The sequence below is a fragment of the Streptomyces sp. NPDC054783 genome, assembly GCF_053611725.1.
Genome location: NZ_JBSHAY010000029.1, coordinates 83,314 through 105,189, shown reverse-complemented (window position 1 = coordinate 105,189; position 21,876 = coordinate 83,314). Strand labels below are relative to the sequence as shown.

General features: G+C 69.1%; 21 protein-coding genes and 2 pseudogenes. 13 read left to right on the top strand and 10 right to left on the bottom strand.

Annotation, left to right across the window (positions count from 1 at the left end; all coding sequences use genetic code 11):
- Window positions 1–35 precede the first annotated feature (35 nt).
- The 4 genes from ACWGJ5_RS35970 to ACWGJ5_RS35955 form a co-directional block, all read right to left on the bottom strand.
- The gene (locus ACWGJ5_RS35970) at window positions 36–1,691 is read right to left on the bottom strand and encodes an NAD-dependent malic enzyme (protein WP_453313820.1); all 1,656 of its coding nucleotides are present in this window, start codon (window positions 1,689–1,691) and stop codon (window positions 36–38) included.
- Window positions 1,692–1,861: 170 nt separating this feature from the next.
- On the bottom strand, window positions 1,862–2,725 hold the full coding sequence (locus ACWGJ5_RS35965; protein ID WP_453313819.1) for an SDR family oxidoreductase: 864 nt from the start codon (window positions 2,723–2,725) through the stop codon (window positions 1,862–1,864).
- 816 nt (window positions 2,726–3,541) lie between these two features.
- Complete coding sequence (locus ACWGJ5_RS35960) at window positions 3,542–4,258, bottom strand: transposase (protein WP_453313836.1); 717 nt, start codon at window positions 4,256–4,258, stop codon at window positions 3,542–3,544.
- A gap of 85 nt (window positions 4,259–4,343) precedes the next feature.
- Window positions 4,344–5,063: a DUF6082 family protein gene (locus ACWGJ5_RS35955; RefSeq protein WP_453313818.1), complete on the bottom strand. Its 720-nt coding sequence runs from the start codon at window positions 5,061–5,063 to the stop codon at window positions 4,344–4,346.
- A 359-nt stretch (window positions 5,064–5,422) separates the two neighbouring features.
- On the opposite strand from ACWGJ5_RS35955, the gene ACWGJ5_RS35950 reads away from it, so the two are divergent.
- Entirely contained in the window at window positions 5,423–5,710 is a 288-nt protein-coding gene (locus ACWGJ5_RS35950) for a hypothetical protein (RefSeq protein ID WP_453313817.1), read from the top strand.
- Between the two features lie 228 nt (window positions 5,711–5,938).
- On the opposite strand, the gene ACWGJ5_RS35945 is transcribed toward ACWGJ5_RS35950, so the two are convergent.
- Window positions 5,939–6,796, bottom strand: coding sequence for an alpha/beta fold hydrolase (locus tag ACWGJ5_RS35945; RefSeq protein WP_453313816.1), 858 nt, complete (start codon window positions 6,794–6,796; stop codon window positions 5,939–5,941).
- 211 nt (window positions 6,797–7,007) lie between these two features.
- Between ACWGJ5_RS35945 and ACWGJ5_RS35940 the strand changes: the two genes are divergently transcribed.
- Window positions 7,008–7,412: a winged helix-turn-helix transcriptional regulator gene (locus ACWGJ5_RS35940; protein WP_453313815.1), complete on the top strand. Its 405-nt coding sequence runs from the start codon at window positions 7,008–7,010 to the stop codon at window positions 7,410–7,412.
- A 38-nt stretch (window positions 7,413–7,450) separates the two neighbouring features.
- A pseudogene (locus ACWGJ5_RS35935) lies at window positions 7,451–7,832 on the top strand (transposase); the annotation flags it as partial.
- Between the two features lie 80 nt (window positions 7,833–7,912).
- Here the strand turns inward: ACWGJ5_RS35935 and ACWGJ5_RS35930 are convergent.
- Window positions 7,913–8,842 carry an alpha/beta hydrolase gene (locus ACWGJ5_RS35930; protein WP_453313814.1) on the bottom strand — a complete coding sequence of 310 codons (930 nt, stop codon included), beginning with the start codon at window positions 8,840–8,842 and terminating at the stop codon, window positions 7,913–7,915.
- A gap of 108 nt (window positions 8,843–8,950) precedes the next feature.
- Between ACWGJ5_RS35930 and ACWGJ5_RS35925 the strand changes: the two genes are divergently transcribed.
- From ACWGJ5_RS35925 to ACWGJ5_RS35895, 7 genes and pseudogenes are all read left to right on the top strand, one after another.
- Window positions 8,951–9,397 carry a MarR family winged helix-turn-helix transcriptional regulator gene (locus tag ACWGJ5_RS35925; RefSeq protein WP_453313813.1) on the top strand — a complete coding sequence of 149 codons (447 nt, stop codon included), beginning with the start codon at window positions 8,951–8,953 and terminating at the stop codon, window positions 9,395–9,397.
- A 1,354-nt stretch (window positions 9,398–10,751) separates the two neighbouring features.
- On the top strand, window positions 10,752–11,594 hold the full coding sequence (locus ACWGJ5_RS35920; protein ID WP_453313812.1) for an alpha/beta fold hydrolase: 843 nt from the start codon (window positions 10,752–10,754) through the stop codon (window positions 11,592–11,594).
- Window positions 11,595–11,831: 237 nt separating this feature from the next.
- On the top strand, window positions 11,832–12,338 hold the full coding sequence (locus ACWGJ5_RS35915; protein WP_453313811.1) for an FUSC family protein: 507 nt from the start codon (window positions 11,832–11,834) through the stop codon (window positions 12,336–12,338).
- Window positions 12,310–12,707 (top strand): annotated as a pseudogene (locus ACWGJ5_RS35910) (transposase family protein); the annotation flags it as partial. The gene ACWGJ5_RS35915 and the pseudogene ACWGJ5_RS35910, both read left to right, overlap by 29 nt.
- A 401-nt stretch (window positions 12,708–13,108) precedes the next feature.
- Window positions 13,109–14,101: a dihydroxyacetone kinase subunit DhaK gene (dhaK, locus tag ACWGJ5_RS35905; RefSeq protein ID WP_453313810.1), complete on the top strand. Its 993-nt coding sequence runs from the start codon at window positions 13,109–13,111 to the stop codon at window positions 14,099–14,101.
- A gap of 67 nt (window positions 14,102–14,168) precedes the next feature.
- Window positions 14,169–14,774, top strand: a complete 606-nt coding sequence (gene dhaL, locus ACWGJ5_RS35900) for a dihydroxyacetone kinase subunit DhaL (RefSeq protein ID WP_453313809.1) — start codon at window positions 14,169–14,171, stop codon at window positions 14,772–14,774.
- Window positions 14,771–15,181 (top strand): PTS-dependent dihydroxyacetone kinase phosphotransferase subunit DhaM, encoded by a 411-nt coding sequence (locus tag ACWGJ5_RS35895; protein ID WP_453313808.1) that lies wholly within the window; start codon window positions 14,771–14,773, stop codon window positions 15,179–15,181. Before dhaL ends, ACWGJ5_RS35895 begins: the two co-directional genes overlap by 4 nt.
- Window positions 15,182–15,203: 22 nt before the next feature.
- Here the strand turns inward: ACWGJ5_RS35895 and ACWGJ5_RS35890 are convergent, their stop codons facing one another.
- Window positions 15,204–15,920, bottom strand: coding sequence for a glycoside hydrolase family 75 protein (locus ACWGJ5_RS35890; RefSeq protein ID WP_453313807.1), 717 nt, complete (start codon window positions 15,918–15,920; stop codon window positions 15,204–15,206).
- Between the two features lie 511 nt (window positions 15,921–16,431).
- On the opposite strand from ACWGJ5_RS35890, the gene ACWGJ5_RS35885 reads away from it, so the two are divergent.
- Entirely contained in the window at window positions 16,432–17,409 is a 978-nt protein-coding gene (locus ACWGJ5_RS35885) for a fibronectin type III domain-containing protein (protein WP_453313806.1), read from the top strand.
- A 203-nt stretch (window positions 17,410–17,612) separates the two neighbouring features.
- Complete coding sequence (locus ACWGJ5_RS35880) at window positions 17,613–18,200, top strand: hypothetical protein (RefSeq protein WP_453313805.1); 588 nt, start codon at window positions 17,613–17,615, stop codon at window positions 18,198–18,200.
- Between the two features lie 21 nt (window positions 18,201–18,221).
- On the opposite strand, the gene ACWGJ5_RS35875 is transcribed toward ACWGJ5_RS35880, so the two are convergent.
- Window positions 18,222–18,767, bottom strand: a complete 546-nt coding sequence (locus tag ACWGJ5_RS35875) for a PadR family transcriptional regulator (RefSeq protein WP_453313804.1) — start codon at window positions 18,765–18,767, stop codon at window positions 18,222–18,224.
- A 31-nt stretch (window positions 18,768–18,798) separates the two neighbouring features.
- A complete protein-coding gene (locus ACWGJ5_RS35870) occupies window positions 18,799–20,814 on the bottom strand; it encodes an oxidoreductase (protein ID WP_453313803.1) in 2,016 nt (671 codons plus the stop codon).
- A 169-nt stretch (window positions 20,815–20,983) separates the two neighbouring features.
- Here ACWGJ5_RS35870 and ACWGJ5_RS35865 point away from each other — a divergent pair, with 169 nt between their 5' ends.
- Window positions 20,984–21,397 (top strand): tautomerase family protein, encoded by a 414-nt coding sequence (locus ACWGJ5_RS35865; protein ID WP_453313802.1) that lies wholly within the window; start codon window positions 20,984–20,986, stop codon window positions 21,395–21,397.
- Window positions 21,398–21,409: 12 nt separating this feature from the next.
- Here the strand turns inward: ACWGJ5_RS35865 and ACWGJ5_RS35860 are convergent, their stop codons facing one another.
- Window positions 21,410–21,781 carry a hypothetical protein gene (locus ACWGJ5_RS35860; RefSeq protein ID WP_385312769.1) on the bottom strand — a complete coding sequence of 124 codons (372 nt, stop codon included), beginning with the start codon at window positions 21,779–21,781 and terminating at the stop codon, window positions 21,410–21,412.
- Window positions 21,782–21,876: the final 95 nt, after the last annotated feature.

Below are 21,876 nucleotides of genomic sequence, written 5' to 3'. Positions count from 1 at the left end.
ATCCTGCAACTCGGGGACCGACTGGTCTCCCCGGCTCACTGCACGTTCTCCGCATCGCTCGTGGGATAGACCGGCTGCCACATCGCGTCCTGGACCGCTTGAATGAGGTTTTCGTGTGTCTTCGTCGCGACTCCATCCTGCGCGGCGGCTCGGGCGACGGCGACGGCGACTGTGGCCGAGGACGCTCTCAGGTTCGCAACCGGCGGCAGGAGTGAGGCCCCCGGCCGGGACACATCGACCTGGCCGGCCACCGCTTCTGCAGCGGCGAGCAGCATCCCGTCGGTCACATGACGGGCGCCCGAAATGATCGTGCCGAGGCCGAGTCCGGGATAAAGGAGCGCGTTGTTTGCCTGTCCGATCTCGTAGGAGACGCCGTTGTAGTCCACCGGTCCGACCGGGATGCCGACAGCCATCAGCGCTCTGCCCTCGGACCAGACAATCGCGTCAGAAGGCATTACCTCGATGCGACTCGTCGGATTCGACAGCGGAAGGAGGATCGGGCGGTCCACCCCCTCGGCCAGGGCGCGCACCACGTCTTCAGTGAAGGCGTTATGGACGGTCGACGTGCCGATCAGGATGGTGGGTTTGACATGCCTGATGGTGGTCAGCAGGTCGATCTCACCGTCCGCCCACGCGCTCACCTCGGACTTCGGCCTGGCGTACGCCCGCTGGTAGTCAGGCAGGTCCGCCATGTCGTCGGTCACGAGGCCATGGATGTCGATGAGCCAGATGTTGCTCTTGGCCTGTTCGGGTGTGACACCGTCACGCACCATCGCTGCGTGGATCTGGTCGGCCATGCCGGTGCCGGCGGTTCCCGCTCCGAAGACCACCAGTCGCTGCTCGGACCAGCGGCCACCTGTGACCTTCAGGGCAGAGAACACCGACGCCATGACGATCGCCCCAGTGCCCTGCATGTCGTCATTGAAGATCCGGTACTTGTCCGCGTTCTCCACCAAGATCCGCCGGGCGTTCGACGGCCCGAAGTCCTCGAAGTGCAGCAGCGCGTTCGGGAACAACTCGGACACAGTCCGGAGATAGAGGGCGACGAAGTCGTCGTACCGCTTACCGGTCACCCGCGCATGCCGGTTGCCCAGGTAGGGCGGGCTGTTGAGCAGCTGCTCGTTGTCTGTTCCGACATCGAGGTTCACTGCGATGACCCTGTTCGGGTCGATGCCGGCTGCGGCCGTGTAAACGGCGAGCTTGCCGACGGAAATGTCGGTCCCGTTGACACCCCAGTCCCCGATTCCCAGAATTTCCTGAGCATCGGAGACAACGATCAGATCGACGTCGTCTGCACCAAGGCCGAGCGACTCGAACGAAGCTTTCACGTCGTCGGGGCGGTCGATCGACAGGTACACCGCACGCGAGTCGCGGTAGTCCACGGACCATTGCTGGATCGCGTCGCCCACGGTCGGGTCGTACACCACGGGCAGCAGCTCGTCGAGGTGGTCGGCCAGCAGCTTGAAGTACAGAACCTGGTTCCGGTCGTGAATCTCGTTGAGGTAGATGTACTTCTGCAGATCGGACGATTTCTGCTTGAGCTGTGCGTAGGCCCGTGAGGCCTGCCCCTCGAGGGTCTCGACGGCCGCCGGCAGCCGGCCGGTGATCCCGAGCTTCGCCCGCTCCTCCAGTGTGTATGCGGTGCCGCGGTTTCGGTTGCGATCCTGCAGGACGGTCGGTTTGACAGACATGGATGCCCCTCGGCAGGTTTCGGGCCTTGGCTCTTTGCGCTGCCCCGGGCATGGCTCCGCAAGGCTCCCTTGGGTACAGGGAGCCTGCTACCGTCCTCGCCCGTCCGTGCAGCGCCTCTTGCTGGGTGAGAGAGCCTGTGAGGAGACGCTCGCGGTCACCCGGAAGGGGATCAGGTTGAGACGAGAGTCTCCGGCTGCATCTCGTAGGAATGCTGGATGGCCTGGTGCCGGGTCCCGAGGCCATCCGTGACCTTGCGCTCCCAGGGAACCTGCTGGAGGTGCTTGGTCTCCTCGAGCATCGACGTGGGCTCCAGGTTGCGGAAACTGTCGACTTCTCCGGCAGCGACAGCGGTCAACGTCGCGAAGACGGCTTCAGGATCGAACTGTGCTCGGGGGAAGGCGAGCTTGGAGTAGTCGAAGAGCCGCTGCGAGGGGTCGTCCTCCCAGCTCTCCCAGGTCTGGAACATCCGGTCGTTGAAGCCGGTCAGGAACGGCCCCGGGTTGACCGTGGCGACTTCGATGTTGTGCTCCTGCAGCTCGTAGGCCATGGTTTCGGCGATCGCCTCGACCGCGTGCTTGGACGCGGAGTAGATGCCGGTGAAGGGGTTGACGTTCAGGCCCTCCCGGGACGAGACCCATACGATTCTGCCGGCACCGCGCTTGACCATCTGCTTGGCGATCCCCTGAGTGAGGAGCAGCGGGCCGGTGACGTTGACCTCGAACTGGTGCCGGATGTTCGCTGCGGGAATGTCAACTGTCGAGCCGCCTTCGCCGACTCCTGCGTTGTTCACCAGGATCTCCACGCCCCAGTCGAGAGCCTTGTGACGATCACCATCGTTGGTCACATCGAGCTTCTCGACGTGCAGGCTCACCCCTCGCTCAGCCGCTTGCCGCTTCATCGTCTGGACCTGGGCGTAGATCTCCACCGCGGCGATCACATCGAAGCCCTTTTTCGCCAAGCGCATGGCGGCTTCATGTCCGAAGCCGGTACCCGCTCCGGTGATGAGAACCTTCTTCAGCGCACGATTCGCCATGTGGACCTTCCCATCGATTCTTTCTGCCCAACCACCGAATCCGGAACGCCGAATTCATTTCACGCACAGTCGGCCATGGGACGCGACAGGCTGGCTTCGCGGAAATACGTTCCCTTCACGGCGGCAGACCGGACCGCGGAAGTCAAAACCACATGGAGACTGCGGTCCGCTCTCGATGCCACGGTGCCACACACTTCGCCGACCCGCGATCCGACCACGGCCCGGCCGGACTCGGACACTTGCCTGGCACGCCACATGCGACGCACCCTTCAGCGGGTTCTGAGGAAGCGGGTCCCGGGCCCGCAGTCACAGGCGGGAAACCGGCCTCAGTGATCGAATGGTCAACGCAGACGCCGGCCGTCTACCAGGGGAATCGCCGGCCCGGCATCATTCCAATGAACCTCCCGCCCTGGGCGTAGCCCTGGTGCGGAGTGGCCGCCGTCTGCTTTGTGGACACCAACGACGTCTACGGCTCCCGTCACCCGGGGCTCGCCTCGGTGCGTCCTTCGGGCGCAAGCCGGATCCGCCCGCAGCGATCCAGCCAATTATGCATGGCCGAAATAGGGACAGATCGGGCTCGTATCCAAGCCCGGGTGGCACTTTTTTCCAAGGCCGGCGGCACGGATATTCCAGCCCGAAACAGCGATGCACGAGTCGGGCGTCATTTTCCGACCTTATTTTCCGACGTTATTTTCCGATTCTTGATATCCGCTCGGCCTAACCGTCGTGGATTCAGGGCTACGCCGATCTAACGGTTGTCCCGCAAACGATCTTCTACGGATTGAGGCGCAGAGGGCAGACCGGTGGGACCAGCTCCTATCCCGTGAGGACTGGGTTGTGCAGGCGTGCAATGCCGCGCACGGCGTGGTGGACTCCGTCGCCTTTCAGGTGACATTCGCGGAGGATCTTCCAGCTCTGCATGCGGGCGAAGGCATGCTCGACACGGGCGCGGACCTGGCGATGCGAGGCGTTGTGTTCCTCTTTCCACCCCGGCAGTTCGATCTGACCGCGCTCGCGTCGATGTGGGATCACCAGACCGGTGCCCCGGTAGCCGCCGTCCGCGATCACCGCTGTCCTGCCGACGGCGCCCTTGGCGCCTGACAGCTCCCGTGCCTTGCAGTCATTGCGGCTGCCGGGCAGCGGTCGACCGACCACGACGACGAGTCGGCTGTCGGCGTCGATCACGACCTGCCGGTTGGTGGAGTACCGATAGTTCTTGGACTGCTCGGCTACCTCGTGGTCGCGGGTGGGTACGAGAGTTCCGTCCACGATCAGCACGGTGTCCTTGGAGAACCGGCGCCGCGGCCGCAGAGACATCAGCGGGCCGAGGTGGTCGATGATCCCGTCTGCCGCAGACTTCGAGATGCCGAACAGCAGGGCCAACCGGCGCATCGTCAAGTTCGTGCGCCAGTAGGCCGCGACCAGCAGTACTCGGTCCTCAAGGGGCAGGCTCCAGGGCCGTCCCCGGCCAGCCGCGTCGGGCCCCTCACGCCGTAGCGCGGTCACCAACTTCCCGAAGCAGCGCGGGCACAGCCCGGAGAACGGGACTGTTTAAGACGGCTCCGACGCCGTGATCACACCAATCACACCGTGATCATCCAATCGTGGCCGACAGTCCCTAGCGTCGGCTGCGCAAAAGCGATCCGAGCGCCAAGCCGGTACCCAGGCCGATCAGGGCACCGAGCGATGTCCGCCATGCGGGCGCCGACCCTGCGGCGGGCACGTCAGGCGGACTGGAGGCGACGGCCGAGCGAGTCGGCGGTCCGGCAGCGACAGCGCGAGCATGCTCCTCGCCCACGATGGCCAGGAAGCGACGACCGATGCGGCTACCGGACGAACTTGCAGTCCATGAGGTCTGGGCCCTGCTCCAGTAGTACCGCCCAGCCTCTCCGGTGAACATCCCGGCCAGCATGTCCCGCAGGAGAGGCTCGCGGATGGTCCCGATCTCGTAGCCCATCCACGCGTAGTTCATCATGAGGTCCGCATAGACATGCCGCTTCCGATCACGGGGATCGGCGATGTCCGTGGCGCCCCAGACAGGCTGGTAAAGCGCCATGTCGTCAAGTTCCAGGCGGACCAGCTCGAGGTAGTAGCTGCGGATCCCCTGGACCTGCTCCGCCCTGGCCTGCCGGTTCTGAACAATCAGCGAACCGGCGACACCGGCCAACGCGAGCGCCGAGACGATCGCCGACGTGAAGCCGTACGCCGCGCCGATCTGGCTCAGCCTGTTCCAGTCCACCCCCTTGGAACCGGAGATGTCCTGCAGCACGAAAGGCGACAACAACAGCGCCGCCAGCATGGCCGCCGCAGCGGCGACCAGCCCCAGAGCCCGGCCCACCCGGCGAGCCACTGATACTGCAGCCGCGGACCGATGACGAGCTATCAGGTAAATCACCCCCAGGCGAGCCTGCCCCAGTGACTAGGCCGAGCCACGGGGCAGCCTACGCGTTCGGGGCATCGCCCGCCTGCGCAAGCTCACGTCGTCGACCGAGCGAGCGCCCGACGACAGGGAACGGCTGCCACACCGGCTCGAAGATCGTTTACGGGACAGCCCTTACTGCTGTGACCGGGAACGTTCGCAGGGATGCGTTGCCCGGTGCGACGAAGTCGGAGACCCGAACTACAGCCGGAGATCTCGTGACGGATCCTGTGTGGTGTCGTTGACCGTGCATGATGCTGGGTGTGACGGCTGAGTAGATGGCTGAGTGGGATACCGGACTGTCGCCGTTGACCGGCTCGTTGGGGTACTTGTTCAACCGGCCGGAGCCTCGGGTGGTGTTCACGCAGTTCATCGAGGGGCTGCTGGCGGAGCAGCCGAAGAAGAACGGGCGGGCGCTGTCGGAGCGTGCCGGGCGTGTGACCGCGGACCGGATGCAGTGGCTGCTCAACGGATCGGTGTGCGACGCCGACCGGCTGACTGACGCGGTCCGCGACTACGTCATCACGCATGTGGGCCACGAGGACGCCTCACCTTCGACCTCGTAGCCCCGTGCGACCGTTACCAGAAGCCGGTTCCCACCGAGGAGATCGATCGCTTGGACGACCTGGGCGACTTCCTCCTCCAGGCCGGCGACGCCCTCGGTGGCTCGCCCCGTCTCCGTACCTCCCCCGCGCACACGGTCGGTTGCCCCGCCGTCGGCGACTGATCACGCTTCACGCGTGCCGCAGGAGGACCCCGTCGGCACGCCGGCGTGGTGCCCGGGGCCGCGGCCCTCACGCGGCGATGTCGGCGGCCAGGAACGGCTGGAGCAGTGCGAGCAGGGCGTCAGGGCGGTCCAGTGGGATGATGTGACCGCAGTCCTCGATGACATGGCCGGTCAGATCGTCGGCGAACGGACGTAGTTGCTGCTCGAGCGCGGCACCGATCGGGTGTGCCCCGATGGCCATGGTGGGCATCGTGAGCCGGGCCGTCACGGTGGCGTCCCTGATCTGCCGGGCGCTGGCAGGCAGGGCGCGGTAGTAGGAGAAGGCGCGGCGCAGGGCGTCCTCTCCGGTGTAGGCGGCGATGAACGCCTCGCGGAGCGCGGTGGGGATGCCGCGTCCGAGCGTGCCGTTGTCGAGGAACCAGCCGATGTACCGGTCCTCGTGACCGGTCAGCACGGATTCCGCGAGACCGGGCTCGGAATGGAAGCCGAACCACCACCGGGGTGCGCCCGCCGTGGCCTGCCCGCCGCTCGGCAGGCCGCCGAGAAGCGACTCCATCAGCACCAGGCGCCGGACGAGTGCCGGGCGCCGCACGGCGAGCAGGAAGGCGGGCGGGGCTCCCGCGTCGATGCCGACCACCGCGGCGTCCGTCGCGCCGAGTGCCTCCAGCAGACACTCGGCGTCCCGCGCGAGCGTCGCGGCGTCGTATCCCTCGGCCGTGGGCTCTCCCGTGGGCGCCTCCTCGCCGGTGGTCAGCCACCTCATGTCCGGTGCGATCACGCGGTGGTTCCGGGCCAGCGGGCCGATGACCGCCCGCCATAGTTCCCAGGTGTGCGGGAAGCCGTGCAGCAGCAGGAGGGCGGGGCCTTCGCCGGCGAGGGCCACCTTCAGTGCCACGCCACCTGCGGTGACGGTTCGTATCTCCACGTCCGGATCCGTGTCCCGATCCACGTCCGGATCCGTGTCCCGATCCGTGTCCCGATCCGTGTCCGGACCGGTGGTGCGGCGGGCGGGCGAGGGCATTGGCGTGTGAGGCGTCACATCAACTCCTAGCAATAACCAATGGTTACAAGCTGAAGGTATGTGACTAGACTCGGCGTACCAAGACGGCACTTTCCCGGAAGGTGGTGAGCTTCGGGTGACCACCTCACCCACGGGTCCCCTCGCCGCGCCCGGGGACCTCTTCGATCCGGACTGCCCGACGCGTCGGCTCCTCGACAGGGTCGGTACGAAGTGGACGTCCATGGCGATCAAGGTGCTGTCCGAGGCCCATCCGCAGGAGGTGCGGTTCGCCGAGTTGCAGCGCAGGATGCCCGGCGTGTCGCAGAAGATGCTGTCGGCCACCCTGCGGAGCCTCACTTACGACGGCCTGGTCTCCCGGCGTGTCGAGCCGACCGTCCCTCCGCGCGTGCACTACCGGATCACCGGACTGGGGCTGTCTCTGGAGGTGCCGCTCGCCGCGCTCCGGTCCTGGGCCGAGGAGCACATGGCTGAGATCGACGCCCGCCGCCGTGCCGAGCGGGACGGAACCGGCGAGGACTGAGACGTCGTCTCGTTTGGCGTGATCGGCAGTCTGGGTTTGTGTCGATCGTGGAGCGTTTGGTGCCGGACGGACTGTACGACCCCTTCCAGGGGGTCTGCAGCCCCGACGCGGTCGCAGGGTGGTGTTTCGACGGCGGTACGGCGACTGGGAGGTCCTCGCGGCGATCGTCTTCGTTGCCACGACAGGCTGCACCTGGCGGCAGCTGCCGCCGGTGTTCGGCCCGTCGGGATCGACCGCGCACCGGCGTTTCACCGGGTGGTCCGCCGCCCGGGTGTGGGCCAGGCTCCACCGGCTGATCCTCGTCGAGCTCGGCTCGTGGGGAGAGCAGGACTGATCGCGCTGCGCGATCGACTCGGTGAACATGCGGGCTCTGAAAGGAGGGAGCCAACGGGTCCGAATCCTGTGGCGCGGGGCAAGAAAACTGAAATTGAACCCGCGATGTCGGCGATGGTGCTTCTGCGGCCGTCGCCGACATCACGTGGAGGCCGTCGGGGTCGGTGTCAGTGGACCGGTTCGAGATGGTCGGCGTCCGGGCGCCCGGCGCTCAGGTGGGCGGTGAGGAAACGGGCGGCGCGGTCGAGTGCGGCGTCCGCCTCGTCGAGGCGGCCGTAGTGGTGTTGGAAGACGTGGGGGAGGCCGGGGCCGACTTCGAGCGTGACCTCGACGCCGTCGGCGCCCGCGCGGCCGGCCAGCCGGACCGCGTCGTCGAGGAGCACCTCGTTCGCCCCGACCTGCACGAGGAGTGGGGGCAGTCCGGTGAGGTCGGCGAACACCGGACTGGCCAGGGGATGCGCCCTGTCGCCTGCGCCGACGTAGAGATCGGCGTAGGCGCGCACGTCGGCCTCTGTGAAAATGGGGTCGGCGCTCTCCTTGGAACGGATCCTTCCTCCAGCGAGGGTGAGGTCGACCCAGGGGGAGAAGACGACCACGGCGGCCGGTTGCGGCAGCCCGGCCTCCCGGGCGGCGAGCAGCGTGGCGATGCTCAATCCGCCACCGGCGGAGTCGCCGGCCATGACGAGGTCCCGTGGGTCGGTGCCCGACGCCAGCAGCTCGCGGTAGACCGCGAGCCCGTCGTCGACAGCCGCGGGGAAAGGGTGCTCGGGCGCCAGCCGGTAATCCACCGACGTCGCGCGCAGCCCGGCGCGGCGGGCCAGTTCACCGACCAGCCCTGCGTGGGTGTCCGGTGAGCCGATGACGTAGCCGCCGCCGTGCAGGTAGAGCAGTCGGCCGCGGCCGGAGGCTTCGGCCGGCTCCAGCTCCATTGTCGGCCGCCCGCCCAGGACGGTCCTGCGGGTGACCACACTCTCCGGCGCGGGGCGGGTGACAGCCGCGGCGAAACCACTGCGCTGCTCCTTGGGAGTGGGCCGTATCTCGCCGCGAGGGGCGGAACGGAGTATGGCGTCCAGGGCGTCACGCTGCTGTCGGGACATGCGGGGCCTCCATGGGTCGGGGTGCGAGGATGGATTCCTTGGAATCCACCTGCCTGACCCCAACCGGATTCCAAGGAAGATGATTCCCGGGAATCTACTGGAGCTAATGTGAGCCACATCACCCCCATCTTCACTGATCTGGTCCGCGTCGAGACCCGGCTCTACAACGCGGTGAGCGCTCGGTTGCGCGCCGAACAAGGGCTGGGGCTGGGACAGTTCGAGCTTTTGGAGATCATCGACCGCGTGCCGGGGTGCCGCGTGCTCGACATCGTCGGCGAACTAGCGATCACCGTGGGGGCCGTCAGCAAGGCGGTCGACCGGCTGGTGGCTGCGGGCTGGTGCCTGCGGGTCGCGCACCCCCAGGACCGCCGCTCGTCCGTCCTCCGCCTCACACCCGCGGGTGAGAAGCAGTTGTCCGCTTCCCGCCCCATTGTCGAGAGCGAGCTCATCTCACTGACCGCGGCGGTTCCCCCCGACGACCTGGCCCGCATCGCCTCAACCCTGGCCATCCTTCGCGCAACCCTCGAGGCGGGCACCCACGGCCAGCCGGGATGAGGGGACATGACCCGCGAATGGCATCCGACCCCCCAGAGTTGAGTGACGCTGCTTGTACTACAGATCGAAGATCTTGAAGTGAGCGGGTGGCGTGACGTCGGACCCAGCCGCGGAGGTGGGCCGGCAGGGGGGCGCCGCGTCGGAGGTAGTGGCTGACCAGGGCTCTCGCCTGGCGCAGACGCCGCCACAGGTCGCATTGGATGATCACGTCGAGGGTGTGCCGGGCGTTGAGATGGGTGGCGGCGAGGAAGTGGCGGATGGCGTAGACGGAGGGCTAGAGCAGCGGGCCCGGGATCAGCCAGTGGTGCTCCTGTCTTCAGCGGTAAGAGCTTTTCCCCGGTCGTCGCTCTGCCGGTCGTCATTCACGGGCGAAGACGACGGTGCGGAAGTCCAGAGTTCCCAACGTCGTAGACCTACTTGCTCCACGTGCGCGTCCTGAGGCGAAAGCTCTTCGCGGACACGGCGGGCTCTTCTGCTGCACGGCCTGACGACCGGCGATCCAACTGTCAGGACGACAGCGTCCAGCAGGGCGGGATTCGGCAGCGTCCAGCAGGGCGGGATGCTGCCGAATGGCGACGGACCCGGCCGGGCCGGGGTCAGGCGTCCGACCAGGAAGGGACACTCTGCACAGCTGTTCGTTTGCGAGCGGCAAGGCGGGGGGGCCGAACGACATGTGCAAGCATCAACTTGTTGCGTCGGTCCCGACGGCCACCGCTTCGGATATCCCCATGCTCACCCGTTCGCGCGAGCTTCGATGAACCATCCCCCTAAGGGACTCCAGATGGACCTCAGCATGCGGATATCCATGAACGCCAAGACCGTCTGGATCGACCAGGACACATAAACACAGGTACGCCCGTCCAGCGAAGCGGCATCTTTCGACGGATCGCCATGATCAAACCCTACGGTCCCTACGATTTCATGCCGCCGATCAGAACCTTCTCGTTGACTTCGGAATCCGTAGCCATCGGCCAGCAGTTGGCCCGCGAGCAGGTGAGCGGCATCTAGACCTGCGACACGGCGCGCCGGCAACCGGTAGCCGTGCCTTAACAGCTCGGCGAGCACCCCGCGGTCCAGTCAGCGACGGCCTGTCAAGCTGCCACCACACCCGCTGCCGATCATCCAGCACGGCATGGGATGCGCGACAAGCGGAGACGCGCGACGATGGTGATCCGTGGCATACGGCGGAACGCCGACCATCACGACTTCCGCGTCGGAGGCCCCCTCCCGGTCCGCGTCGCCGACCGCACACGGCCATCGCGGCCGCGATGGCCGACGCCTTCCGCATGATCCTCACCGTTCTCAGTCGCCGAACAGGCCAACTTCACCGTGTACGCCGAGGAAGTGGAAGCACATGACCGTCTCCGGAATCCTGACATCGGTCAAGGGCAGAGTGGCCCTTGGGGTGGCGGTGCTCTCCACCCTGACCGTGATGCCGACTCACGCAGCGGATGATCTCGGCGGGTCCCCGGCGGGCCAGAAGCCGACCGTGGTGCTCGTACACGGAGCATTCGCCGACGGGTCCAGCTGGAACGCAGTGGTGCAGCGCCTGCAGCAGGACGGCTACCAGGTCATCGCCCCACCCAACACGCTCCGCGGCATACCCCAGGACTCGACATACCTGAACAGCCTCCTGAAGACCGTCAAGGGGCCGGTCGTCCTCGTCGGACACTCCTACGCCGGCGAAGTGATCTCGCAGGCGGCCGCCGGCGTCGACAACGTCAAGGCACTCGTCTACATCAACGCGATCATGCCGGACAAGGGAGAGTCCTTCGCCAGCCTCTCCGGCAAGTTCTCGGCAGCCCCGCTCACCAAGGCACTGCAGCAGGTACCGTTCCGCAACGGCGACGGCACCACGGGCACCGACGTGTACATCCAGCCCGCCAAACTCCACGCCACCTTCGCCCAGGACCTCTCACAGCAGCAGGCCTCCGTCATGGCATCGACACAACGCCCGATCGCACAGTCGGCCTTCACCGACAAGGTCACCGAAGCAGCCTGGCGGGACAAGCCCGTCTACGTGCTCGTCGGCAACCAGGACCGGGCCATAAACCCCAGCCTCGAACGGTACGAGGCCAAACGCGCACACGCACGCAGGACAGTGGAGATCAACTCCTCACACGTCTCCCTGATCTCCCACCCCCAAGCCGTCACCGATCTCATCCTCAACGCAGCCAACGACGCCGGCCACCAGTAGACGAACGGGCCTGACCTGCCACAGCCGCGGGTGGCGGTGGTAGCCGCGGCTCCTGTCGGCAGAAACAAGCGGCTGGCACCGCGCGGAGTGTGTCGGCCACGAGGTCACGGCAGGCTGGCAGCACACGAACCTCGTTAGGTTCCTGGATCCTGAAACGGCGGTCGCGGAATGGCGGTGACAGCGAGTTCACCAAAGGCGGGGACCGGGAAGCTGCTGAGGTACTCAATCGAGGTCGGTTTGGCCAGTCTGTTGAGCTATTGGGCGGCCACCAGAATTTGGTCGAGCACTCATCAGTCATACGAGGAAGGGCAACTCGGCGGCATGTGGGCTGCGATTTCCACGATTTTCGTGGTCCGGGAATGCAAAAGGAAGAGTACAACAGCGGCGATCGCTCGCATGTCGGCGACGCTCATCAGCTTTGCACTCTGCCTGGTTTACCTCGCGTTCTTGCCCTTTCAAGCGTGGGGCCTCGCCCTGCTCGTAGGCTTGAGCGTCCTGGTGCCCGGGCTAGTCGGACGGCCCGGCGACGAAGCGACCGCAGCCATCACCACCACTGTCGTCATGGTCGTCGCAGGACTGAACCCGCACGGGGCCTGGAAACAGCCGCTGCTGCGTTTGGCGGACACCACCATCGGCGTTGCCGCAGGCATGGTCACGCTGGTCGTCGTGGCTCAGATCGGCAGGTGGACAGGCCGGGGCCGCGGCTCTCACTCGGATCGAGCAGTCACGAGCCAGGCCGACTGACCCCTGTGAGCGGGCACGGCCGTGGACAGCCACGGCTGAGGGGCGGCCCTTCCAGGAGCAAGGTTGCGTGAGGAAACGCTCACCGGGCCGGCGTCCGGTATCGAATGGTGTTCGTGGGCCGGCGGGTGGCCACGCTGATCGACCTGCGGCACGATCTGCCGCACGCGGCCCTGGCGTTGCTGTTCAGTGTCGATCGCTGCACGGTCACGCACGCCGTCGGAGAGATTCGCGGGCTGCCGGCCGAGCGCGGTAGGCGCGGTTCCCGATCGCCCGGGCCTGCGGCTCCGGACGCTGGAGGACGTGTTCGCCTATGCGCAGGCCGAGGGTCTCGAACTGAGGCTTGACGCCACCGAGATCCAGGTCCGCCGGTCGGATGACGACGTGACCGCGACAGGCGCAGCGGGCGTCACCGGCTGCCCGGGGCCTGCATCCGTTCGTCGGCAAAGGCGGGCGTACATGGCATCCGTACTGCGCAAAAGCAGCGAGCACCGTCGGCGAACCGGACGCTACGAACCGTAAGGCCTCCCTCACAGGTGACCTTCGCTGCCGCAAGGTCGATACTGCCCATAGACGGGACAGGCGACCCCCTCCATCGGGCGGCCGACAGCACCTGACACCCCGTCACCGAAGTCAGCATTGAGTCAGCAGCACACCCGCCTCGGACCGCAACGAACCGCAACGAACCGCCAAGATCAAGAACTGCCCTCACCGCAGGTGACCTGCGAAGACGCAGGTCCTGAGCCTTAGTGCCAAGCCCCCGAGGAGACACCATGAAGATGCTGTTCAACGTGCCGGAGACCGTCGTGGCGGACGCGCTGCGCGGGATGGCGGCCGCGTATCCCGATCTGACGGTGGACGTGGAGAACCGGGTGATCGTCCGCCGGGACGCTCCCGTGGCCGGGCAGGTCGCGCTGGTGTCCGGTGGCGGGTCGGGGCACGAGCCGCTGCACGGCGGGTTCGTCGGCCCGGGCATGCTCGCCGCCGCCTGTCCGGGAGAGGTGTTCACCTCCCCGGTGCCGGACCAGATGGTGCGTGCCGCGGCGGCCGTGGACAGCGGCGCAGGCGTGCTGTTCGTCGTGAAGAACTACACCGGCGACGTGCTCAACTTCGACATGGCGGCCGAACTGGCCGAGGACGAGGGCATCCAGGTCGCCAAGGTGCTGGTCAATGACGATGTGGCGGTCACGGACAGCCTGTACACGGCCGGGCGGCGCGGCACCGGTGCGACGCTGTTCGTGGAGAAGATCGCCGGCGCCGCCGCGGCCGAGGGGCAGCCGCTGGAGCGGGTCGAGTCCATCGGGCGTCAGGTGAACGAGAACTCGCGGAGCTTCGGTGTGGCGCTCAGCGCCTGTACGACCCCGGCGAAGGGCAGCCCCACCTTCGATCTGCCGGACGGCGAGCTGGAGTTGGGCATCGGCATCCACGGCGAGCCGGGCCGGGAGCGGCGGCCGATGATGACGTCCGGGGAGATCGCCGACTTCGCGGTGAACGCGGTCCTGGAGGACATGCCGCCGCGCAGCCCTGTGCTGGTGCTGGTCAACGGCATGGGCGCCACCCCGCTGCTGGAGCTGTACGGCTTCAACGCCGAGGTGCAGCGGGTGCTGCGCGAGCGCGGCGTCGCCGTGGCCCGCACGCTCGTCGGCAACTACGTCACCTCCCTGGACATGGCGGGCGCCTCGGTGACGCTGTGCCAGGTCGACGAGCAGCTGCTGCGACTGTGGGACGCGCCGGTGAGGACTCCTGCGCTGCGGTGGGGGATGTGATACGGCGGACGAAGCGACCATCACCCGCAGCACGCCGGTCACCACCCCTACCACGCAAGGAGATCCAGTGCTCGACGCCGACTTCTTCCGCCGTTGGATGGCGACGACCGCCGCGTCCGTCGAACGTGAGGCGGAGCGGCTCACCGCCCTCGACTCGGCGATCGGGGACGCCGACCACGGCAGCAATCTGCAGCGCGGCTTCACCGCCGTACGGGCCGCCCTGGAGAAGGAGGCGCCGGACACCCCCGGCGCGGTACTGGTACTCGCCGGGCGGCAGCTCATCTCCACCGTCGGCGGCGCGTCCGGGCCGCTGTACGGCACGCTGCTGCGCCGCACCGGCAAGGCGCTCGGCGACGAGGCCGAGGTCAGCGAGGAGGAGCTGACCGAGGCGCTGCGCGCGGGCGTGGACGGGGTGATGGCGCTGGGCGGGGCGGCCCCCGGCGACAAGACCATGATCGACGCCCTGGTGCCGGCCGTGGACGCGCTCGGCGACGGCTTCGCCGCCGCGCGGGCCGCGGCCGATGAGGGCGCGGTGGCCACCACCCCGCTGCAGGCCCGCAAGGGCCGGGCGAGCTATCTCGGCGAGCGCAGCATCGGCCACCAGGACCCGGGGGCGACCTCGTCGGCGCTGCTCATCGCCGGTCTGCAAGAGGCGGCGGAGGGCGGACGGTGAGCGACGAGAAGGTGGTCGGGATCGTGCTGGTGTCGCACAGCGCGGAAGTGGCCGCCTCGGTCGCCGACCTGGCGAAGGGCCTGGCGGGCGGGGCCCCCGCGGTGCCCGTGGCCCCGGCGGGCGGCACCGAGGACGGGGGGCTCGGCACCAGCGCCGAGCTGATCTCCGCCGCGGCGGCCTCCGTGGACCGGGGCGCCGGGGTGGCGGTGATCACCGATCTCGGCAGTGCCGTGCTCACCGTGAAGGCCCTGATCGCCGAGGGTGACGAACTGCCGGACGGCACCCGGCTGGTGGACGCGCCGTTCGTCGAGGGTGCGGTGGCAGCGGTGGTCACCGCCGCCACGGGGGCCGACCTGGACGCGGTGGAGGCCGCGGCGGCGGAGGCGTACGGCTACCGCAAGGTGTGACCCGGCCACGGGGGCCGGCCGGTCACCTGTTCACGAGGAACAGCCTGGCCAGCCGCGCTCCTGCGGCCACTGCCGCCAGGTGGTCCTCGATGGGGTTCACGCGGGAGTTCTTGAAGACGATGTAGGTGACCCCGGAGGGCACCCCGCCGCCGCGCGGGTCGGCCCGGATGCCGAGGCCCCGCGCCGTGGCGTAGGAGGCCTCGCCGATGACGTCGCGCGGGCCGGTGTCGCCGACCACGGCGTACTGCACCCGGCCCCGGTAGACGACGGCGGCGACCGAGCCGCCCCGTACGCCGTGCTTGCGGGGGTTCCAGGTGCGGCTGGCGGCCGGCACCACGATGTAGGGCAGTCTCTCCGCGCTCAGATGGCGGCCGTCGGACTGCTGGTAGGCGGTCGTGGTGGCGAACTGCGGGTCGGTGCGAGGGTTGCAGCGGGCGGTGGACCGTCCGTCGCAGTCGATGTCCATGTCGGCCTTCCAGAAGACGGCGTCCCGGGTGCCGCAGACGGGCACGGTCCGGGGACGGCCGGCGTCGGTGCGGTACCGGCCGCGGGAGATCCGGTGGCACTCGCCCAGCCGGGCCAGCAGGTCGATGGCGGCCACCGCGCCCTCGCTGCGGGCCACGGGCCGTTCCCGGGGCGGGCCGGTGGCCGGGGCGGGCAGCACGGCCGGGACGTGCAGCGCGGCCGGGGCGAGCAGGGCGACGCCGGCCAGGGCCGGCGTCAGCGACGGGACACGCACGATGAGGGACCCTCTCGTCGGGGACGGGGCGGACGTCCGGCCGCTGCGCGGCGGACATCCAGCCCACTCTGGTGCGCATACACGCCCACCGGCCGTACGGGCCACTCCGAAGCGGCCGGATGGAGCATGCTTCTGACGCCCCGTGAGGGACACCGGGAAGAAAACGGCAGGTCAAACGGAAGGACAGCGGCAGGACGACGAGAGGGGCTGCGGTGACCTTCGGCAACAGGGGCCGGGGATCCGGGCCGCATCGGGTCCGGATCCTCCGGCCGCCCGCACCGGCGCGGGATCGGCGACGACAGCGTGTCCGCGCCACACGGCATGAACTCCCCTGCTCCCTGGGGTAGTTCAGCCGCAGGGAGCCTCAGCATACGTAACTTCCCGGCGTGGTCACCAACACGGGCCCACATCGGTCACCCACGCGGCCCTCTTGCCGAGCCGCACCGGCCGCGCCATATTGGTCCGGACCTTTGCGTGATGCCCATGCCGCCGTTCCGGGGGAGGCAGAGCCGTGCGACGCGTTCCGTGGCCGCTCGTGCTGGTCTGCGGGGCCCTGCTGCTGGTCGCGTCCTGCGGCCGGAGCCAGGCCGACGAAGGCGACGAAGGCCGGGCACCCGGTGCTCCGACCGGGGTCACGGCGCAGGCCGGCAGCGCCACCAGCGTGCACGTGATGTGGAACGCGGTGCCGGACAGCCCCGGTGTCCGCACCTACGAGGTATATCGCGGCACCACGAAGGTGGAGGATGTTCCGGGTTCACAGCACATGGTGGACGTCACCAGGCTCAGGCCGTCCACCGTGTATGCCTTCACCGTGCAGGCCCGGGACACCGACGGGCGGCTCGGGCCACCGAGCCGTGCGGTGCGGGCGCGGACACCGGCCATGGCGCCGGCGGACCGCTCGGCGCCCACCCGGCCGTCGCATCCCGCCGGGCGGGTGCTCGGCGCCCAGGAGGTCCAGCTGTCCTGGGGCGCGTCCCGGGACGACCGGGATGTGGTGTCGTACGACGTGTACCAGGGCGGGGCGAAGATCCACAGCGTCGGCGGGAACCAGAGCGCGACCGTGGTCACCGGACTGCGCCCCGGCACCGCTTACGTCTTCACGGTGCGGTCCCGCGACGCCGCCGGCAACCTCTCCCCCGCGAGCGCCCCGGTCCGCCTCACGACCCCGGGCGCCGACGACGGCCGCAGCACCGCGCCCACCGGTCTCACCGCGAACACCCACCGGGCCGGCGGGGCGTACTACATCGACCTGTCCTGGGATCCGCCGCGCGTGGACGGGGTGATCACCGAGTACCAGATCCGGCTCGACGGCACCGCGGCGACCTCGCTGGTGTGGGGCGGCACTCCACCGACCGGCCGGTCGAGCTACAGCTTCTACGTCGGCCGGAACACCGGCGAGGAACACCGGGTGCGGCTGCGGGCGCGGCTGCCGGACGGCACGTGGGGCGGCTGGTCGCCGGAGCGAACGGTGACCACGGCAGCCCCGTGAGCGGCGCGGGACCGTGCCGACATGCGGCTCCGCCGCGTGGGCGCCGCCCTGCGCCGGACGTGGGAAACGGTCACCTGACCGGCCCCCGTCCGGGTGCGGCCACTCCCGCGCCCACGTTGGCTGCTGCCCAGGCAGCACGGACGCTTCCCGACCCCCGGCGGCGCATGGGACGTACCGCCGACCGTGCCGCCGGAGGCCAGCCCATGCATCCCTCGCGACTCCTCGTCCGCTCCGGTCTGGCCCTGGCGGCCGCCGCGGCGCTCCCCGCCACCCTCGCCGGGCCGTCCGCCGCGGCCTCGGGCATCTCCGTCAGCACCACCGGGTCCACCGTCTCGGTGGTCACCAGCGCATGTTCCGAGATCAACGGCAGCTGGGGCAACGCGGCCCTGCTCACCAGTAAGCAGGCGAACTTCGCCCAGGGCCGGCAGGTGTCTCTGGCGGGCACGTCCGTCAGCCAGTCCGCGGCCTGGTCGGGTGTGAGCCCGGGGACGTACACCGTCGTCGTGGTGTGCTCCAGCGGCAGCAGCGCGGGCAACCAGCCGGTGACCGTCTCGTCCGGCTCGGGGCCGACGATCTCCTCGACGGCCTCGTCGAAGACCTCGTCGACGACCTCATCGGCGGCCTCGTCATCGGCCTCGCCGGCGCCCTCCCGGGGTGTGCTGGGCGGCCTGGGCGGTGCCGCCCGGGACTACGGCCCGCTGACCCTGGGCATCGGCGCGGCGCTGGTGGGTACCGGGGTCATCGCCACCGGCTGGTATCTGCGCCGGCGCTCGAGGCCGTACCGGCTCTGACGCACCGACTGCGCACCCGGCTCAGTCGCCCTCGGGCCGTTCGCCGAACTCCGCCAGGGCGTGGGTGAGCCACTGGGTCCAGAAGGTCTCCAGGTCGATGCCGGCCCGTAGCACGAGATGGCGCAGCCGGTCCTCGGGGGCGTCCCGGTCCGGCGGGAAGTCGCGCTTCTCGATCTCCCGGTACTCGGCCAACTGCCGCCGGTGCAGCTCGAGATGGCGGCGCAGGTCCGCGTCCAGGCCCGCCGTGCCGACCACCGCCGCGGCCCGCAGCCGCAGCAGGAGCGTGTCCCGCAGCGGCTTGGGGTCCTGCGCGGCGGCGGTCCACCGGGCCAGTTCGGCACGGCCCGCGGGCAACACCTCGTAGCTCTTCTTCTGCCCGCGGGCCGGTGCTTCCGCCGGCAGGGCGCGGATGAGGCCGTCGGCCTCCAGCCGCCCCAGCTCGCGATAGATCTGCTGGTGCGTCGCCGACCAGAAGTAGCCGATCGACTTGTCGAACCGGCGGGTCAGCTCCAGCCCCGACGACGGCCTTTCCAGCAGGGCGGTGAGGATCGCGTGCGGGAGGGACATGGCCTCATCCTAGGGATCGCCCGTAAGGGGCCTACAGCGCCGCCGCCAGCTCCGTGCCCTGCTTGATGGCCCGCTTGGCGTCCAGTTCCGCCGCGACGTCCGCGCCGCCGATCAGATGGACGCTTCGCCCGGCGCCGGCCAGCTCCTCGTACAGGTCGCGGCGCGGCTCCTGGCCGGCGCACAGGACCACCGTGTCGACCTCCAGCACCGTGCTCTCCTCGCCGACGGTGATGTGCAGGCCCGCGTCGTCGATCCGGTCGTAGCGGACGCCCGGGACCATGGTCACGCCACGGTGCTTGAGCTCGGTGCGGTGGATCCAGCCGGTGGTCTTCCCGAGCCCGGCGCCGACCTTGGTGGTCTTGCGCTGGAGCAGGTGCACCTGGCGGGGCGGGGCGGGCCGCTGCGGCGCGGCGAGGCCGCCCGGCGTCTGGTAGTCCATGTCGACACCCCAGGCGCGGAAGTACGTCTCCGGGTCCTCGCTCGCCTTGTCCCCGCCGTCGGTGAGGTACTCGGCGACATCGAAGCCGATGCCGCCGGCGCCGAGGATGGCGACCCGCTCGCCGACGGTCGCGCGGCCCTGCAGCACGTCGAGGTAGCCCACGACGCGGGGGTGGCCGACGCCGGGGATGGCGGGGGTGCGCGGGGTGACACCGGTGGCGACCACGACCTCGTCGTAACCGTCCAGATCGGCTGCGGTGACCCAGGTGTCGAGGCGTATGTCCACACCGTGAGCGTCGAGCTGGTGGCGGAAGTAGCGCAGCGTCTCGTCGAACTCCTGCTTGCCGGGGACCCTGCGGGCCACGTTGAGCTGGCCGCCGACCTCGCTCGCCGCGTCGAACAGGGTGACGGCGTGGCCGCGTTCGGCGGCGGAGACCGCGCAGGCGAGTCCGGCCGGACCCGCGCCCACGACCGCGACGCGCTTCCTCAGCCGGGTCGGGGAGAGCACCAGCTCGGTCTCGTGGCAGGCGCGCGGGTTGACCAGGCAGGAGGTGATCTTTCCGCTGAAGGTGTGGTCGAGGCAGGCCTGGTTGCAGCCGATGCAGGTGTTGATGGCCTCGGGCGTCCCGGCGGCGGCCTTGGCGACGAAGTCGGGATCGGCCAGCATCGGGCGGGCCATCGACACCATGTCGGCGCAACCGCCCGCCAGCAACTCCTCGGCGAGTTCGGGGGTGTTGATGCGGTTGGTGGTCACCAGCGGCACGGACACCTCGCCCATGAGCTTCTTGGTGACCCAGGTGTAGGCGCCGCGCGGCACGGAGGTGGCGATGGTGGGGATGCGGGCCTCGTGCCAGCCGATGCCGGTGTTGATGATCGTCGCCCCGGCGGCCTCGACCGCCCTGCCGAGGGCGATCACCTCGTCCAGGGAGGAGCCGCCCGGGACCAGGTCCAGCATGGAGAGGCGGTAGATGACGATGAAGTCCTCGCCGACGGCCTCGCGCACCCGCTTGACGATCTCGACCGGGAAACGCATCCGGTTCTCGTAGGACCCGCCCCAGCGGTCGGTGCGCCGGTTGGTCTGCGCGGCGATGAACTCGTTGATGAGGTAACCCTCGGAGCCCATGATCTCCACGCCGTCGTAGCCGGCCTGCCGGGCGAGGCGGGCGGCGCGGGCGTAGTCGTCGATGGTCCGCTCGACGTCGGCGTCGGTCAGTTCGCGCGGCGCGAAGGGGCTGATCGGTGCCTGCAGCGGGCTGGGGGCGACGAGGTCCTGGTGGTAGGCGTACCGCCCGAAGTGCAGGATCTGCATCGCGATCCGGCCGCCCTCGTGGTGCACGGCCTCGGTGACCACCCTGTGCTGCTCGGCCTCCGCGTCGGTGGTGAGCTTGGCTCCGCCCTCGTACGGCCGGCCCTCCTCGTTGGGTGCGATGCCGCCGGTGACGATGAGACCCACTCCGCCGCGGGCGCGGGCCGCGTAGAACGCCGCCATGCGCTCGAAGCCGCGCTCGGCCTCCTCCAGACCGACGTGCATGGAACCCATGAGCACGCGGTTGGGCAGGGTGGTGAAGCCCAGGTCGAGCGGGGTCATCAGGTGCGGGTAACGGCTCATCGGGCCCTCCGTGCGCGGTGTCGTCGCCTCTTGTTGTAGAGGAAGCCGGAGTCTTTATGCAACTAGTTGCACAACTGGCGGGAGGTGACACGGGCCACTCTGTACCTACTAGTATGTACACACGGAAGACACGAAACCGCCCGGCCCGCCTCCGAAAGGATGCCCCACCATGCCCTTCGTCCGCATAGACACGCTCGGCACCGACCCTGCCCGCCTCGACGCGCTCGGCCGGGCCGTCCAGGACGCCCTGGTGGAGACGCTCGGCGTCCCGCCCGACGACCGCTTCCAGGTGCTGACCGGACACGACGGCGCCACCAGCACCCTGCGCTACGGCGACCACCTGGGCCTGTGCAAGGACGACTCGGTCGTCTTCGTCGCCATCACCATGCGCTCGGGGCGCTCCCCGGAGCACAAGCGCGCGCTCTACCGGCGGATCGCGGAGCTGGTGCACGAGCGCACCGGCACCGCGCCGCACAACGTGCTCGTCAGCGTCACCGAGAACACCTGCGTCGACTGGTCCTTCGGCGACGGCGAGGCGCAGTACGCCCCGGCCGACGGGGAGCCGGCCGGGGCGCTCCCGTAGTGCTCGAGAGGGTCAGCGGCTGCGCAGTCGCAGATGCAGGTCCCTCTCCTGGTCGCCGGAGGCCGTGCAGGTCTCCTCGACGGTGAACATCGAGTCCAGGGTGTGCCGGAACCGGTCCACGGCCCAGTAGCCGCCCTGGACGTCCGCCTGGATGGTCGCGTCGAGGTGGACCGGCGGGCAGCCCGGCCCCCGGGCGTCCGCGACGTCGTACGTGCCGAGCCACACCATCGGCCGGACCTCGTGGAGCTGCTGAGGGATCTCGTCCGCGCCCCGGTCGGAGGCGAAGCAGGAGCTCAGCGCGTCGAAGACGAGGCGGGCGTCCTCCTTGGAACCGCTGATCTCCACCGTGACGGTTTCCGGGTGCGACCGCTCCGTGTGTGCCATTGATCGCTCCTTTCGTGCCGCGCCGCGGTGGAAGGGGGTACCCCGCCGAACCGCGTCCATCCCCCAGGAAAGCACCACCGGCCGGTCGGCACACC

What these genes read in the sequence shown, in the direction of transcription:
- ACWGJ5_RS35970 (WP_453313820.1), bottom strand. Translation starts at nt 1,691, where the DNA reads ATGTCTGTCAAACCGACCGTCCTGCAGGATCGCAACCGAAACCGCGGC.
- ACWGJ5_RS35965 (WP_453313819.1), bottom strand. Translation starts at nt 2,725, where the DNA reads ATGGCGAATCGTGCGCTGAAGAAGGTTCTCATCACCGGAGCGGGTACC.
- ACWGJ5_RS35950 (WP_453313817.1), top strand. Translation starts at nt 5,423, where the DNA reads ATGGCTGAGTGGGATACCGGACTGTCGCCGTTGACCGGCTCGTTGGGG.
- ACWGJ5_RS35930 (WP_453313814.1), bottom strand. Translation starts at nt 8,842, where the DNA reads ATGTCCCGACAGCAGCGTGACGCCCTGGACGCCATACTCCGTTCCGCC.
- ACWGJ5_RS35920 (WP_453313812.1), top strand. Translation starts at nt 10,752, where the DNA reads ATGACCGTCTCCGGAATCCTGACATCGGTCAAGGGCAGAGTGGCCCTT.
- dhaK (WP_453313810.1), top strand. Translation starts at nt 13,109, where the DNA reads ATGAAGATGCTGTTCAACGTGCCGGAGACCGTCGTGGCGGACGCGCTG.
- ACWGJ5_RS35880 (WP_453313805.1), top strand. Translation starts at nt 17,613, where the DNA reads ATGCATCCCTCGCGACTCCTCGTCCGCTCCGGTCTGGCCCTGGCGGCC.
- ACWGJ5_RS35875 (WP_453313804.1), bottom strand. Translation starts at nt 18,767, where the DNA reads ATGTCCCTCCCGCACGCGATCCTCACCGCCCTGCTGGAAAGGCCGTCG.
- ACWGJ5_RS35870 (WP_453313803.1), bottom strand. Translation starts at nt 20,814, where the DNA reads ATGAGCCGTTACCCGCACCTGATGACCCCGCTCGACCTGGGCTTCACC.
- ACWGJ5_RS35865 (WP_453313802.1), top strand. Translation starts at nt 20,984, where the DNA reads ATGCCCTTCGTCCGCATAGACACGCTCGGCACCGACCCTGCCCGCCTC.
- ACWGJ5_RS35860 (WP_385312769.1), bottom strand. Translation starts at nt 21,781, where the DNA reads ATGGCACACACGGAGCGGTCGCACCCGGAAACCGTCACGGTGGAGATC.